This is a genomic window from Pseudomonas sp. FDAARGOS_761 (assembly GCF_013343155.1).
Lineage (GTDB): Bacteria > Pseudomonadota > Gammaproteobacteria > Pseudomonadales > Pseudomonadaceae > Pseudomonas > Pseudomonas aeruginosa.
The window spans coordinates 4,242,724-4,258,193 of record NZ_CP054572.1; the positions used below are offsets into that span (position 1 = coordinate 4,242,724).

At 66.3% G+C, this 15,470-nt stretch carries 10 protein-coding genes; 1 reads left to right on the forward strand and 9 read right to left on the reverse strand.

The genetic code is table 11. The features are described 5' to 3' along the window. Entirely contained in the window at positions 1-426 is a 426-nt protein-coding gene (locus tag FOC67_RS19730) for a hypothetical protein (RefSeq protein WP_003092574.1), read from the reverse strand. A gap of 204 nt (positions 427-630) precedes the next feature. Between FOC67_RS19730 and nalC the strand changes: the two genes are divergently transcribed. Further along, positions 631-1,272, forward strand: a complete 642-nt coding sequence (gene nalC, locus FOC67_RS19735; RefSeq protein WP_009313510.1) for an efflux system transcriptional repressor NalC — start codon at positions 631-633, stop codon at positions 1,270-1,272. A gap of 12 nt (positions 1,273-1,284) precedes the next feature. On the opposite strand, the gene FOC67_RS19740 is transcribed toward nalC, so the two are convergent. The 8 genes from FOC67_RS19740 to FOC67_RS19775 all read right to left on the reverse strand — a co-directional run bounded on the left by FOC67_RS19740 (position 1,285) and on the right by FOC67_RS19775 (position 15,452). Next, entirely contained in the window at positions 1,285-1,635 is a 351-nt protein-coding gene (locus FOC67_RS19740) for a hypothetical protein (protein WP_003137947.1), read from the reverse strand. Between the two features lie 188 nt (positions 1,636-1,823). Continuing rightward, a complete protein-coding gene (locus FOC67_RS19745) occupies positions 1,824-2,930 on the reverse strand; it encodes an NADH:flavin oxidoreductase/NADH oxidase (protein ID WP_009313509.1) in 1,107 nt (368 codons plus the stop codon). A 169-nt stretch (positions 2,931-3,099) separates the two neighbouring features. Beyond that, positions 3,100-4,596 (reverse strand): M4 family elastase LasB, encoded by a 1,497-nt coding sequence (lasB, locus tag FOC67_RS19750; RefSeq protein WP_003092588.1) that lies wholly within the window; start codon positions 4,594-4,596, stop codon positions 3,100-3,102. A gap of 286 nt (positions 4,597-4,882) precedes the next feature. Beyond that, entirely contained in the window at positions 4,883-6,598 is a 1,716-nt protein-coding gene (gene recJ, locus FOC67_RS19755; protein WP_009313508.1) for a single-stranded-DNA-specific exonuclease RecJ, read from the reverse strand. Between the two features lie 43 nt (positions 6,599-6,641). After that, positions 6,642-7,181, reverse strand: coding sequence for a YaeQ family protein (locus FOC67_RS19760; RefSeq protein ID WP_003092594.1), 540 nt, complete (start codon positions 7,179-7,181; stop codon positions 6,642-6,644). Positions 7,182-7,287: 106 nt separating this feature from the next. Further along, positions 7,288-7,980, reverse strand: coding sequence for a phospholipase D-like domain-containing protein (locus tag FOC67_RS19765; RefSeq protein ID WP_003092598.1), 693 nt, complete (start codon positions 7,978-7,980; stop codon positions 7,288-7,290). Positions 7,981-7,998: 18 nt separating this feature from the next. Beyond that, positions 7,999-13,236, reverse strand: a complete 5,238-nt coding sequence (locus tag FOC67_RS19770; RefSeq protein ID WP_009313507.1) for a DNA repair ATPase — start codon at positions 13,234-13,236, stop codon at positions 7,999-8,001. Between the two features lie 149 nt (positions 13,237-13,385). Beyond that, complete coding sequence (locus tag FOC67_RS19775; RefSeq protein WP_003092604.1) at positions 13,386-15,452, reverse strand: flotillin family protein; 2,067 nt, start codon at positions 15,450-15,452, stop codon at positions 13,386-13,388. Positions 15,453-15,470: the final 18 nt, after the last annotated feature.

A 15,470-nucleotide genomic window follows, 5' to 3' on the forward strand; every position in this document is an offset into this window, starting at 1 on the left:
TCACCAGTTCATCCCCGTCGCCGGCCCGCTCAGCAGCGCCTTCGCCATGCCGCGGGCGGACGCCAGGTCCGGCGCCACGCTCACCGGCGGGCCGTAGACGGCCTGCAGCACCGGCGCCAGCTGCTGCAGGTCGGCGAGGTTGTCCGGCTGGCCGTTGGCACTGAGCAGGATGCCCCGGCAATGCTCGGCGAAGCGCTGGCGATTTTCCTTGAGCCACAACACCAGGCGCTTGCGCGCTTGCTGGTCGCCTTCAGCTTCTTCCTGCGGGAGTGGCGGATAGACCAGGGCGAAATCGCACTCGACGGCCAGCAGCGCTTCGACCTCCTCCAACCAGCGCTCGACATCGGCCAGCTCGCGGGGCATCTCGCGGACCTGGACCAGGGGAAAGGCATCGATATCCAACAGGCTCTTAGCGGGGGCATTCATGGGGGGGACTCCTGCGGGGAGGCAAGGCGGAGGAATAAGCGGAAGTGCTTGCCAAAACAGTACTGTACGATACAGTTCTTAAATGACCAGCGTCAACCCTAACGAGAAACGCTCTCAGCAAACCGCCTGGAGGCTTGAACGGACCGTCCCGACGGCCCACCATGCGCACCTTCCGACCGCACCCCGCGAGGCCCGATACCGCCCATGAACGATGCGTCCCCCCGTCTGACCGAACGCGGCAGGCAACGCCGCCGCGCCATGCTCGACGCCGCCACCCAGGCCTTTCTCGAACACGGTTTCGAAGGCACCACCCTGGACATGGTGATTGAACGGGCCGGTGGTTCACGGGGAACCCTGTACAGCTCCTTCGGCGGCAAGGAAGGCCTGTTTGCCGCGGTGATCGCCCACATGATCGAGGAAATCTTCGACGACAGCGCCGATCAGCCGCGCCCCGCCGCCACGCTGAGCGCCACCCTCGAGCATTTCGGCCGGCGCTTCCTCACCAGCCTGCTGGATCCCCGCTGCCAGAGCCTCTATCGCCTGGTGGTGGCGGAATCTCCGCGGTTTCCGGCGATCGGCAAGTCCTTCTACGAGCAGGGGCCGCAGCAGAGCTACCTGCTGCTCAGCGAGCGACTGGCAGCGGTCGCCCCCCACATGGACGAGGAAACGCTCTACGCGGTGGCCTGCCAGTTTCTCGAGATGCTCAAGGCCGACCTGTTCCTCAAGGCCCTCAGCGTGGCCGACTTCCAGCCGACCATGGCACTGCTGGAAACCCGCCTCAAGCTGTCGGTGGACATCATCGCCTGCTACCTGGAACACCTGTCGCAGCGCCCCGCGCAGGACTGAGCGACGCGCCGTTCAGGCGGAGGGCGGCAGCGCCTGGCCCGGCAGATCGGTGAGGTGGATCTCGGTGACCAGGGGTTCCTGGCGCGGCAGGGTGCGATCGAGCAGGGGCGAGAAACGCGACAGCGCGCCGATCAGGTCCCACTGGGTCTCCAGGGCGGCCCCCAGCTCCGAGAGTTCGTTCAGGACCCGATGACCGACCCGTTGCAGGCGTGGCTCTTCGCTCTGGCTGAGTTCCACCGAAAGGTGCGCCAGCATGGTGGTCATGTTGTTCATGTTGCGTGTCGCCAGGACCAGGATATTGGCCAGCAGGGCGACATCGCTGTCAGGCAGGGAGGCGTGGGGAGAACCGGCGGTAGCGTGCATGCGAGCATCCTTTCTCGAAGTGCGGTCCGGAGCGAACGTCGCGGGAGAATAGCATCATATTGCCATTACGCAATATCTCCCGCGAAACGCTCAGGATGATTTCCTGATGCCAGGCAGACCGCCAAGGGCGGCAAAGGTTTCCATCAGGTGGGCCGCCGGCGCCTCGCCGCGCCGACGGCCCCGACGGCTCACTGCATTTCCAGGGATTTGCGCGGCGGCGTGCTGCGATGAGCGGCTCGCAGGTATTGCGGCGGCCAGGGCATCTGCTCGTTGCGCAGTTCGTCGGCGGCGTGCAACGGCCAGTACGGATCGCGCAGCAGTTCACGGGCAAGCAGGATCAGGTCGGCCTGACCGGTGCGCAGGATATGCTCGGCCTGCACCGGCTCGGTGATCATGCCCACCGTGCCGCTGGCGATGCCGGCCTCCTTCTTCACCCGTTCGGCGAACTCGGTCTGGTAGCCCGGCCCTACCGGGATTTCCGCATTCGCCGCGGTACCGCCGGAAGACACGTCGATCAGGTCCACGCCCAGGTCCTTCAGGCGCCGGGCCAGCTCCACGGTCTCGTCGGGGTTCCAGCCATCCTCCACCCAGTCGGTGGCGGACAGCCGCACGAATAGCGGCAACTCTTCCGGCCAGGCCTTGCGCACCGCGGCGGTGACCTGCAGAAGCAGGCGGATGCGGTTCTCGAAGCAGCCGCCGTACTGGTCGCGACGCTGGTTCGACAGCGGCGAGAGGAACTGATGCAACAGGTAACCGTGGGCCGCATGCACCTCGGCGATCTTGAAGCCGGCAGCCAGGGAGCGCTCGGCGGCGCGTACGAAGGCCTGCACCAGCGCCTCGATCTGCGCCTCGCTCAGGGCCTCGGGGGTCGTGTGCTGGGGATCGAACGGGATCGCCGACGGCGCCACCGGTATCCAGCCGCCCTCGCCTATCGGCACGCTGCCGTGCTTGCCCAGCCACGGCCGCCAGGTACTCGCCTTGCGCCCGGCGTGGGCCAGCTGGACCCCGGCGACCGCGCCCTGGGACTCGATGAAACGGGTGATGCGATGCAATGGCTCGACATGCGCGTCGCTCCAGATGCCGAGGTCGTCGGCGGTGATGCGCCCCTCGGGCAACACCGCGGTGGCTTCGACGATCACCAGGCCGGCGCCGCCCACCGCGCGACTGCCCAGGTGCACGAGATGCCAGTCGTTGGCCAGGCCCTCCTGCGCCGAATACTGGCACATGGGCGATACGGCGATGCGGTTGGGCAAGGTGATTTGACGCAGGCTAAGAGGCTCGAACAGCAGACTCATGACAGGACTCCCGGTCGGTCTTGGAATAAATGCTCACACCTGAACTTTAGACCGGGTTCGCGGAGGCCAGCGGCCCAAGCGACATAAAGCAGCCGTCCTCCTGGCGGAAAACGGCTTGAGCGGCCCCGGCCGGCATTCCTTCCTGGAGTGCTGGCCGGGGCCACCGAGCTTACAACGCGCTCGGGCAGGTCACGCCGACGGTGCTGAACGCCCGGGTGACGTCAGCCGCCGAGTAGTTGCGGTTCTGCGCCGAGCTAATCACTCCACAGGCACCGCTGTTGTAGTTGCTGGTGGCGGTCCAGTAGTAGCGGTTGGCGTCGACGAACACCTCGAAGGCCTTGCGGGTATCCCAGCCCGGCGAGTTGGCCAGCAGGTAGAACGCACGGTTGTACACGCCGCTGGAGTGGTGCACGTCGATACCGTTGTAGTACTGCGAGGCGTTGTCGATGGATCGCCCGTCGCGGCTGGGCTGGTCCATGTAGCGCAACGCACCGCTGCCCTTCTTGATGTCGTAGCCGATCAGGAAGTCGTTCTTGCCGCGCATGTAGAACTCGGCGGCCTCGCCGGCCATGTCGGAGAACGCCTCGTTCATTCCGCCGGATTGCCCGCGGTAGATCAGCCCGGAGTTCTGCTCGGTGAAGCCGTGGCTGACCTCGTGGGCCGCCACGTCCAGCGACACCAGCGGATAGAACATGGTGGCGCCGTCGCCGAAGAGCATCGCCGTGCCGTCCCAGTAGGCGTTCTCCACGCTGCGCCCGTAGTGCACCTTCATGTACAGCTTGTGGGTCAGCGGGCTGGTGCCGAACCAGTCCCGGTACAGGTTGAACACCACGCCGCCGAAGAAATGCGCGTCGTTCAGTGGCGAATAAGCGCCGTTGACCTGCTTGTAGGTGTTGGTCGGGCAGGCGAAGCGGAACGGCGTGGTCTTGCTGTCGTTGGTGCTGCCGTTCATGTCGACGGTGATGACGTTGCCGTCGTCCATCTCGCAGCGGTCGTTGACGATCAGCGGACCGTAGTCGCTACCGTAGGTGTACTTGCCGATCTTCTGGTTGCCACCGGGGCCGCCCGCCTCGGCGTGGGCCAGGCCTTCCCACTGATCGAGCACTTCACCGGTCTTGGCGTCGATGACGAAATGCGGCCGCGACAGTCCCTCGCCGGGAATCAGGTAGGAGACGTTGTAGACCAGTTGGGCGATGTTGTTCTCGCCCAGGCGGATCACCAGTTCCACTTTGTCATTCTCGGTCTTGCGGCCCTGGGCCTTCAGGCTCTTGGCCTGGGCCAGCACCTGCTCGGCGGATACCGCCGCGGTGGTGCTGCCCGGCAGGTCGGCGGCGATGTTGGCGACGAAATGGCCGCTGCGCCGCGCCGCCACGCTCTTGCCGGGACCCTTGACTTCGGTGATGGCTTCGCCGACCACCCGTACGCCGTTGTGGAATTGCTCGTAGCGGGTGACCTGCTTGCCGTTGGGCAGGGTCGTGCTGCGGATCGCTTTCAGTTCGTCGGCACCGCCGGCGCCGACCGCGGCTTGCAAGGTGACCGGGCCGGGCGCGCCCTGGGCAGCCTTGCTGGGGAGTTTGGACACGTCGATCAGGTCGGCGGCAAAAGCGGCCGGCGAAACACCCATGATCGCAACGAACAACAGGTCAAGCGTAGAAACCTTCTTCATCTTGTTCAGTTCTCCTGGTTTTTTCAGGCCGAAGTACTCGGCCGACGCTTACCGCCGCCTTGTGGGCTGATCGGAACAGCCGTATCAGTCCTTCGGGTAGAAGGAACTGCACTCCCCTGGCTCGGTCCCGTTTTCGACGGTGCTTTCGTGTACCAAAAAGAACCCGCGGCCAAACCTGCCAGAACTGGCAGGTAGCCTTGATTTCGCCGGAAATCTGTATGTTTTCGCTGGAATAGCTAGCAGAAAAGCAGGTGGCAGCTAGGTTGCCCCCAGCCCCGGGACGCGCTCAGCGAGGGGCCATGTGGACGATCATCAGTTGCACGCTTTCCTGGCCGCGGAATTCGTTGACGTCGAGCTTGTAGGCCAGCTCGGCCCAGCGCACGGTAGGGTTGGGCCACTGCTCGCGGTCGATGTTGAAGGCAATGCCATCCAGTTGCAGCGAGCCGCATTCGCTTTTCAGCACCAGCTTCAGGTGACGCTCGCCGACGATCCGCTGCTGCACCAGCTGGAACACCCCGTGGAACATCGGCTCGGGAAAGTGCTGGCCCCAGGGACCGGCCTGGCGCAACGCGCGCGCCAGCTCCAGGTGGAACTCCTGGATGCTCAACTGGCCATCGGAGAGCAGGCGCCCGGCCAGGTCCTCCTCGGCCAGTTGGCGGCGTACTTCGGCATCGAAGGCGGCGGAGAAAGCGCCGAAGTTTTCCTGCGGCAACGATAGTCCGGCAGCCATCGCGTGGCCGCCGAACTTGCTGATCAGCCCGGGATGACGGGCGGCTACCGCGTCCAGCGCGTCGCGGATGTGGAAGCCGGGAATCGACCGTGCCGAGCCTTTCAGGCTGCCGTCGCCGGCGTCGGCGAAGGCGATGGTCGGCCGGTGGTAACGCTCCTTCAGGCGCGAGGCGAGGATTCCGATCACGCCCTGGTGCCAGTCGGCGTCGAACAGGCACAAGCCGAACGGCAGTTGCTCCAGGCTCAGCTCCTTGAGCTGCGCCAGCGCCTCGCGCTGCATACCCTGCTCGATGGCCTTGCGGTCCTGGTTCAACTGGTCGAGCTGCACCGCCATGTCGCGGGCCAGCGCTTCGTCGTCGCAGAGCAGGCATTCGATGCCGAGGGACATGTCGTCGAGCCGACCCGCCGCGTTCAGGCGCGGACCGAGGATGAAACCCAGGTCGGTGGAGGTGATCCGTACCGGAGGCCGCCCGGCCACCTCCAGCAGCGCGCGCAAGCCCGGCCGGGCGCGGCCGGCGCGGATGCGCGCGAGGCCCTGGTGGACCAGGATGCGGTTGTTGGCATCGAGCGGCACCACATCGGCGACGCTGCCCAGCGCCACCAGGTCGAGCAGCTCGGCGAGGTTCGGTTCCTTCAGCCCGCGCCGGGCGAACCAGTCCAGCTCGCGCAGGCGCGCCCGCAACGCCAGCATCACATAGAAGATCACCCCGACCCCGGCCATGGCCTTGCTGGGGAATTCGCAGCCCGGCTGGTTGGGGTTGATGATCGCATCCGCCGCCGGCAGTTCCGGGCCAGGCAGGTGGTGGTCGGTGACCAGCACCTTGAGCCCCGCGGCTTTCGCCGCCTGGACGCCGTCCACGCTGGAGATGCCGTTGTCCACCGTCACCAGCAGGTCGGGACGCTTCTCCAGGGCCACGCCGACGATCTCCGGGGTCAGGCCGTAGCCGTACTCGAAGCGGTTCGGCACCAGGTAATCGACCCAGGCCGCGCCGAGCATGCGCAGGGCCAGCACGCCGACGCTGCTGGCGGTGGCGCCGTCGGCGTCGAAGTCGCCGACGATGAGAATCCGCTGGCCGCCCTCCAGGGCCTCCACCAGCAGCGCCACGCCCTCCTCGATGCCTTTCAGCCGCTGGAAGGGAATCAGCCGCGCCAGGCCCTTGTCCAGCTCCTCGGCGCAACGCACGCCACGAGCCGCGTACAGGCGCGCCAGCAATGGCGGAAGGTCGCCGAGATCGGGCAGGGTTTCGGGCAGGGGGCGGGGTTCGATACGCATCAGGTCACTCGTTCGGCTCGACGGAAGGAAACGGCGGCGGCGATCAACGCTCGCCCTGCAGCCACTCCAGCTGCAACTCGTGCTGGCCGTTCTCGTCGGTGACGAACAGGGTGCCCTCGCTGATCATCACGGTCCAGTTGATCGAACGCGGCAGGTCGCGGGACAGGCTCTCCAGGGGTTCCTGGGGCACTGCCGCGACGTTGATGTTCTTCAGGCTGCGCACGCTGTCCAGCACCTTGGTCTGCCAGACCCGCAGGTTGCCATAGGCGAGCAGGCTGAAGCGCTCGCAGCGACGCGAGCACCAGGTGATGCGCTCGGCGTCCGGCTGGCCGACTTCGATCCAGTGCAGGACCCGGCCGTCCAGGCTCTTTTCCCAGAGCGCCGGTTCGTCCACGTCCGACAGGCCACGCCCGAAGGCGATCTGCTCGCCGTACCACAGCACGTAGGCCAGCAAGCGCACGGCCAGGCGCTCCTCGGTCTCGGAGGGGTGCCGGGCCACGGTCAGGCGCAACGTCTCGTAGACCCCGCGGTCCAGGTCGGTGAGGGAAATATCGGCTTTATAGGGCGTGGATTGCAGGGCCATGGGAATACCGGCGTGGGAAGCGAAAGGGCGCAAGTCTAACCTGAAACCTGCCCGCGTGCGGTCCGCCGGCCGACCGCCTGCCCTGCCTTTCTCGCGTCGCTGCCGCTCAGCGCGGGGCGTAGCGGCCCCAGAGTTCCTCGAATTCACGCCGATAGGCGCCGATCAGCACGGCGTCGTCGGTTACCAGCAGGTTCTCTTCGTTGTTGACGCTGGCGCTGCGGGTCCAGTTGAAACTGCCGTTGAGCAACCAGGCGCCATCCACCAGGGCGAACTTGTGGTGCATGTGGAAGGGACTGTCGTCGATTCGCAGCGGCACGCCGGCCTCGCGCAGCGCATGGATGTCGCTGCCTTCGTCGAACTGCTTGTCATCGTCGCTGATGATCCGCACCGGAACACCGCGCCGATGGCAGGCCAGGATTTCCGCACTGAGCTGGTCGTCGGAGATGGTGAACACGCAGATGTCCAGGCTCTGCCTGGCCTGCCGGCACAGCTCGCGGATCTTCCGCCGACACTCCTCGCCGGGACTGAAATAGGCGCTGGCGCGGCTGCGCGGCGCCGCCGCGGTAACCTCCAGGGTGCGCACCACCTGCTCCAGCCACTTCAGGGCGGCTATCCGTTCGCCCTGCTCCTCCACGAGGACCAGCTCACGCACCAGGTCGAAGGCACGGTTGCGCAGGAAACGCACCTGGTCGGGCGCCAGCTCGCTGCCCAGTTGGCGTAGTTCGTCCCGTTCCTCGTTGCTCAGCTTCAGGTCGGCCAGGCTGTCGCGCAGTTGGCGGTCCAATCCGTCGAAGTCCATTTCCCGCTCCTCGTGTCCTCAGGGTTGATCGTTCTCCAGCGGCCTCTCGCCGCCCAGCAACCGGCCCAGTTCGTCGAGGCGGCTGGATATCTCGTTGATGCGGTTGTGCGTGCGCAGGTCGACGTCGATCTTGCGGTCCATCACCTTGATCAGCGGCAGGAAACTGTCCTGCAGGCAGGCGGCAAGGCTCTCCAGCACCTGCTGCACGCCCGGCTGCGCAGGCGCCGTCACCTCGACGTTCAGCGCCGGCGCGCCCTGGCCGAGCTGGCGCAATCCAGCCAGCAACTCGTCCCAGGGCGCCGGTTGTACCGGCTGGGGTTCGCGAGCCAGGCCACGGACGCTTTCCACCAGGTCGTTGAGCTGCGCCACCAGCCGTCCGCCGACGTCGGCGTCGCTGCCGCCCATGGACTTGTTGCGCAGGAAGTCACGCTTGATCTGCGCCCAGCGCTCGGCCTGCTCGGGGCTCTGGTTGCCGCGCAGTTCGGCGAGCTTCAGCAGGTTCTCCTCGGCTCCGGTGGTCAGCAGTTGCGACTCGCCCTGGTAGTGGTCGGCGATCAGTTGCAGCAGCTCGGCATCGTTCATCACCGCGGAGATCTTCTCCGCCATCTTGTTCATGTTGCGGTAGCTGCCCTGCAGCTTGAACGGCGGCTCGCTGCGGTACTGGTCGGCCTGGGCGGCGCTGGCGATGTACTGCTGGTTGACCTTGAGCACCACGTCGCGCACCTGCATGAGGCGTTGCAGGGTGCTGCTGATCTCGTTGATCTCGGCACCGCTGTAGCCGTGGGCCAGCTCGTTGCTGGAGAACGGCTTGCCCTCGGCCTTGGCGACGAAGCGATAGACGTCGGCCATGTCGCGGGTGGCCAGCGGCGCGAGAACCGGGTTGGAGGTCAGGGCGTTCTCGATGTAGCTGAGGGAGAACGCCTCCTGCATGCCGCTGAGGGTGTCGCCGAGGTTGTAGATGTCGGCGCGGTTGGCGAGCATGTCGGGAATGCGGAAGACCTCGCCGGACTCGGTGTAGGGGTTGCCCGCCATCACCACGCAGAACTTCCGCCCACGCATGTCGTAGGTCTTGGTCCGGCCCTTCCACACCCCTTCCACCCGGCGCGTGCCGTCGCAGAGGGAGATGAACTTCTGCAGGAACTCCGGATGGGTGTGCTGGATGTCGTCGACATAGAGCATCACGTTGTTGCCCATCTCCAGCGCCAGGTTGAGCTTCTCCAGTTCCTGCCGCGAAGTCGCGTCCGGCGCCTGCCCGGGGTCGAGCGAGCGCACCTCGTGGCCGAGGGCAGGACCGTTGATCTTCATGAAGATCAGCCCCAGGCGGTGCGCCACGTACTCCATCAGGGTGGTCTTGCCGTAGCCTGGCGGGGAGATCAGCATCAGCAGGCCCATCAGGTCGGTGCGCTTGTTCTCGCCCACCGTCCCCATCTGCTTGGCCAGGTTGTCGCCGATGACACCCAGGTAGACGTCATTGATCAGCTTGTTGCGAACGAACGAGGACAGCGGTCGCGGCTTGAACTCGGCCAGGCGCAATGCCTCGCGCTCGTGTTCGACGATCTCCTGGCGCAGCGCCTGGTAGCGCCGCAGCCCCGGCAGGAATTGCTGGCGATGGCGACGCAGGCGGCCGAAGAAGTCGTCCACCGCCAGCGCCAGGCCGCGTTCGACGATGCGCGGATGCTCGCCCATCAGGCCGTCGACCTGGAAGCGCAGGTCGACTTCGGTGATCCGTCGTGGCATCTCCTCGTCCAGCAACGAGAGCGCCACCGCCTCGTCCAGGTAGGCCGCCAGCGGCTGGAACTCGGCGTCGCCACATAGTCCGCGCAGCCAGTTGCCGGCCAGTTCCCACTGGGCGGCGGGCCGCTCGCCGAGACGCTCCAGGGTCTGCCGGTAGTCGTCCCATAGACGCGCGCCTTGCAGGCGCAGCTTGAGTCCTTCCTGCAATTGCCGGGCATATTTGCTGAAGGTGAATTCGGGACGCTCGGCGGACAATTCCCAGACCAGGTACTCGGCCGCCTCGTCGATATGCTGCGGGTCCAGCGCGATGGGCTGTTCGGCGAGCAGCGCACGCATCGCCGAGGCCACTTCGCCGCGAAGGGCGAGCAGGCCGTCGTCACGACCGAACATCTGCTGGATGCTGCGGCTGCTGCGTGCCCGCTCGGGCCAGCCGGCGACTTCCCGCTCCTCGCGCCGGCGGCTCCAGAACAGGCTGGCGAAGGCCCTCGCCGAAGGCGCGTAACGCAGCAGTCCGGCACTCTCGCGCAATGGCAGCAGGCGAACCAGGATCGCCGCCGCATCGTGGTCGTGAATACCTTTCTCGTAGCCCTCCTTGTAGCGCGGCGCGGCGAAATCGCGGATCGCCCGCGCCAGCTCGTCCGGCTGCGCCAGCAGCGCCTGCAAGCGCTCCAGGCTGAAGCCATCGCGGCCCGCGTCGGCGGCGGCGAGCACTTCGCCGGCGAGATATTCGGCGCGGTACAGCGTCTCCGATTCGGACTCCAGGTTCACCTGCCAGAACCCGCGCAACTCATCGAGCCGCGGGTCCTGCAGCGGTTCGAGGAAATCGGTGCCGGTCAGGTGCAGGTACAGCGCGTCGCCGCGCGGCATCAGGGTCAGGTCGAGTTCCTGGGTGTTGACGCTGAAGCGGTGGCGCGGGCCCAGGCGGATGACGTCGCCGCCTTCCTCGAACAGCTCGCTCTTGTCGCGCAATGCGCGGACCGCCTGGTCGCGCGCGGCCTTCAGGCGCGCCTCGACGTCGTCGGCCTTGACGCTGTCCTTCAATTCGCGAAGACGTTCGGCCAGTTCGCGCAACTTGAGGATCAGCGGGTCGGCGGCGAAGAACGCGTTCAGTTCCTCCGCCTGGGTGAAGCGCGCGGTGCGTCGTTGCAGGCTGTCGAGGATTCGCCGGGCGGCGTCGAGCAATCCCTGGGCCTTGCGCTGGCGCTCGTCGAGCAGGGTCTGCTTGTGCGCCTCGAAGGTTTCCAGCAGCTCCTCGCGCTTGGCCAGGATGTCGCCGAGGAACTGCTCATGGTCGCCGAACTGGCTTTCCAGTTCCTCCAGTTGCACCAGCAGGCGTGACAGTTGCTCGTCGCAGCGCTCGGGGTCCTGGGCCTGGGCCAGGGCGTTGGTGATGCCCTGGCCGAAGAGTTTGAACTGGGCACCGAACTGGGCTACGGTCTCGCTCGAACCGAGCCCCTTGCGCCGCTGCTCGGCGCGCGCCTTGGCCTGGTTCAGGCGGGCGTAGATCTCCGAGATCGACTCGATGATGCGGGTCCGCTGGGTCGCGTCGTCGATGCGCAGCGAAGCCATCAGCGAGGACAGCATGTCGAGGTCGCCAGCCATCGCCTCCAGGGCCGCCAGCGGCTCGCCGAGCTGGGCCACGGTCTCGGCTTTCTGCGCCTCGCCATCGAGGCTCTGCAGGCGCTCCAGCAAGGGCTGCAGGGCCTGTTCGCTGGCGAGGAAGGTCGCAGTGGCGGCGGCCACCCGCTCGTGGGCCGCGAGCAGTTCGGCCTCCATGCCGTCGAGTCGCGCCACGTCGATGTAGCGGTACTCGCGGATGGTCAGCAGCAAGCCACGCTGGGCGGTGATGCCGTTGAGCCCGTCGACGAACTGCTGCACCCGGTCCCAGCCGTCGGGCAGCAAGCCGGAGAGCAGCGCCTTGTGCCGCTCCTCCGCGTCGACCATCGCCTGGGCCGACTGGCGGCGGATACTCTCGACCTTCTCGTATTCGTCGAGCACCAGCTCGGCGGTCGCCGCCACTTCGCGCAACAGCGGCGCCAAGCCGTCCAGTTGGTCGCTGCCGAGCCAGTGGTAGACGTCGAACAGGCGCTGGGTGTTCTGGCACAGCAGCGAGTAGCGCTGGATCGAAACTGCCGGAGTCTCGATCTCCCGGCACAGGTCGTAGAGGTCGGAGATGCCGCGCACCAGCTCGGCATTGCCGATCCGCCCGAGGAAACCGCTACGCGCCGGTTGGCGGGCCGCGTACTCCTCGGTGCAGAACGGCGTCTGCCAGACCTGCATCGGATGGATGCGGGTCGGTTCCTCGCCTTCGGCGGCGAAGATCACCATGCGTCCGTCCTCCAGGCGCGCGTAGCCGTGGCCGAACAGCGGATTCTGCAACTGGCGGTTGATCAGGTTGTAGGTGAGCAGCACGTTCCGCCCCTGCTCGGGATGGTAGAAAACGTACTGCACGTCCTCGCCGTTGGGCGAGCGTACCGAGCGCTTGAAGCGCATGCCTTCCATGGATTGCTCGAAGGTGCGGTACTCGCCGTTCTGCAGGTAGTAGCCGCCGGGGAAGATGATCCCGTGGTCCTCCGGCAACTGGATGCAGGCCAGGCCGATGGCGTCGATGCGCTCGACCTTGCCGGTCAGGCTGTTGAACACCAGGTAGCGCCACTGCTCTTCGCGATAGGGCAGGACCTTGAGCAGCAGCAGGCTGCCGAGGCGGGCGAATTCAACCTGCGCGTCGTCCAGCGACTGGGTCTTGTCCATCACCTCTTCGCGATAGATGCCCAGGCCGACCTCGGTGTTGTTCTCGACCTTGATGGTCAGGTCGCCACCGATGGTCTCGACGAACAGGGTGTCGAGGATGTTCAGGTGCGGGAAACGGCCCTCCACCACCATCTCGCGGGTAGCCCGCTGCCATTCGAAGTCGAACGGTGCCGGCAAGGCGATGTCGCGCTCGCCGCGGTTGTCGATGTAGCGGACTTCGCTGCCGTCGCTGGAGATCGACCAGCGGAACACGCGGATGTCGGTGATCCGCTCGCCGATCTGGAAGCTGGCCAGCAGCTTGCCGTCGCGGATCGCCAATTGCAGCAGGCGGGTGTTCTTGTAGTAGGTGTAAAGCTCGTTGAAGTCGTTGACGAAGCCCGGCGCGGCGAGAAAGCTGTCCCCCAGTGGCACAGGCTCCGCCTCGTAGCCTTCGCTGCCCTCCACCAGGCGGTAGAGGGAGAACACGTCGGCCACGCCGGTTTCCTTGCGCAGGCCGATGAACACGTTATAGCCGAACAGCAGGCAATCGCCGACCTGGACGATATCGCGGGCGATGCAGTTGTTCTCGGTACGGATGCGGACCCGGCCGATCACATCCATCTGGCTGTCGCCGAACTCCTCCAGGCGACTGGCGTTGAGCCTTTCGGCGGTCTGCCGCAGGCGCTGGCCCTGCTCCAGCAGACGCTTGTGCAGCACCTCGTAGGCGCCGCCCTCGGCAACGGCCTTGTCCAATACGTCCTGCGCGGGAGTTGCGGCTTGAGTGTCCGACATCCTGGTCTTCCTGGGTCTACGGCGGTCATCGATGGAAACCGGCCCGAGCGGCCTGCCCCGGGCGCAGCCAACAGGCCACGCCAGGGGCTGCGCCGCTCAGGGCGCGGGCGGAACGCCTCCGCAGTTGGCGGAGGAGGCTGCGGGTCGACTCAGACTTCCGCCGCCGGCTCGTTCTCGTGGCCGCTCTTGCGTTCCGGCACTACCGCAGCGGCTGCGCCACGGCCGTTGAGCAGGCGGGCGAGGACGTCCTGCACCACCGGGCTCTTGCCGACCACACCTTCGATGGCCTTGCCCACCGACAGCGACTTGGCGAAGGAGTTGAAGAAGTCGCCCTCGCCGCCGACGATCTCGATGTTCGCCTTGCCCAGCGCGGTGGCGAGCACCTCGGCCTGGTCCTTGGCGATGTCCTTGTTCGCGGCGATGGCCGCCATGGCCTCCTCGAAGCTCTTCTCCAGCTGCATGCGGAACTCTTCGTGCTGGCGAGCGCTGTCGCTGAGGGCATCCAGGGCGCCGAACTTCTTGCCAAGCCCCTCGGCCTCGGCATTCAGGCGCTGCAGCAGTACTTCCGCTTCCGCGCTGCCCTGGTCCTTGGTGGCCTTGGCCTTGGCCGCGCCGAGCTGCTCCTCGCCGCGCGCCTGGGCGCCGAGCTTCTCGGCCAGCACCTTGGCTTCGGCCAGGCCGTCCTTCTCCTTGGCAGCGGCCTGCGCCTCGAGCACCCGGGCGTCGGCCAGGCCGCGCTCCTCGTCGCCCCTGGCTTCGGCGATCAGTTGTTCGGCACGTACCCGCGCCGCTGCCAAGCCATCCTTTTCCTTAGCCGCAGCGGTGACTTCCAGCACCCGCGCATCGGCCAGGCCCGGCGCTGCGCGCTCGGCCTCGATGCCCTCGGCCAGACGCTTCTTCGCCTCGGCCTGCTTCGACGCCGCTTCCAGCTCGGCCTGCGCCATGGTGTTGATTTCCACCGCCTTGTGCTTGGAGCGGGCCTCGTCGGCTTCCGCCTGCTTGACCTGGCGTACCAGCTCCTGCTCGGCTTCCGCCTGGGCCTGCAGCAGGATCACCTGCTTGACCCGCTCGGCCTCGGAAACCTCGCGCACCTCCTTGATCCGCTCCTCCTCCTGGGCCACGGTCTTTTCCACCGCGACGCGCTCGCGAATCACATTGGCGATGTTCTTGCGCTGCTCTTCCAGCGCCTTTTCCTTCTCGATCTTCTGCAGCTCCACCTCACGCTCGCGGGCGACGATCTCCAGGTCCTTGGCGCGGGTGACCTTCTCCACCTCGATGACCACCGCGCGCTGGCGGTTCTGCTGCGCCACCTCGACCTCGCGCTGGTGGTTCTCGGTGCGCACGTCGATTTCCTGCTGCGCCTGGATCCGCGCCTGCTCGGCCTTCAGCCGCTCCTCTTCCTTGACCCGCGCGGTTTCCGCTTCCTCGCGGGCACGGATGGTCTCGATCTCGCGCTTCTGCCGGGCCTCGGCGTCAGCCTGCTGGCGCTCCAGGGCCAGGGCCGCCTCGCGGGTCTCGACGTTCTTCTTCTTGATCGCCAGCTCTTCGTTGCGCTCCAGTTCGTTGGTGATAACGTTCTGGGTGGCGGTCAGCTCGGTGATCTTGCGGATGCCCTCGGCATCGAGGATGTTGCTCGGGTCCAGCGAGTTCTTCGCGGTCTGCTCCAGGTAGTCGATGGCGACGTCTTCCAGTACGTAGCCGTTCAGGTCGTTGCCGATCACCTCGATGATGCGGTCACGGAAGTCCTGGCGATTCTCGAACAGCTGGACGAAGTCGAACTGCTTGCCGACGGTCTTCAGCGCCTCGGAGAACTTGGCATTGAACAGCTCGTTCACCGCCGAACGGTCGGAAGCACGGTCGACGCCGATGGCCTTGGCCACCTTGAGCACGTCGTCCTGGGTCTCGTTGACCCGCAGGTAGAAGGCAACGGTGATGTCCGCGCGCATGTTGTCGCGGCAGATCAGGCCGTCCTTGCCGCGCCGGTCGACCTCCAGGGTGATCAGCGAGATACGCATGAACTCCTTCAGGTGGATCACCGGATAGACCAGCGCACCGGTGAAATGCACCTTGGGCGTCGACGACATGTCGTTGACGATCAGCGCGGTGCCTTGCGGGACCTTGATGTAGAAGGCCTTGAACAGGGCCAGCAGGCCCACGACCAGCAGAACGACCAGGCCCACTCCCAGCAGGAGGGGCATCAGCGACGTCATATCCATAGCAGCAGTTCTCCTTGA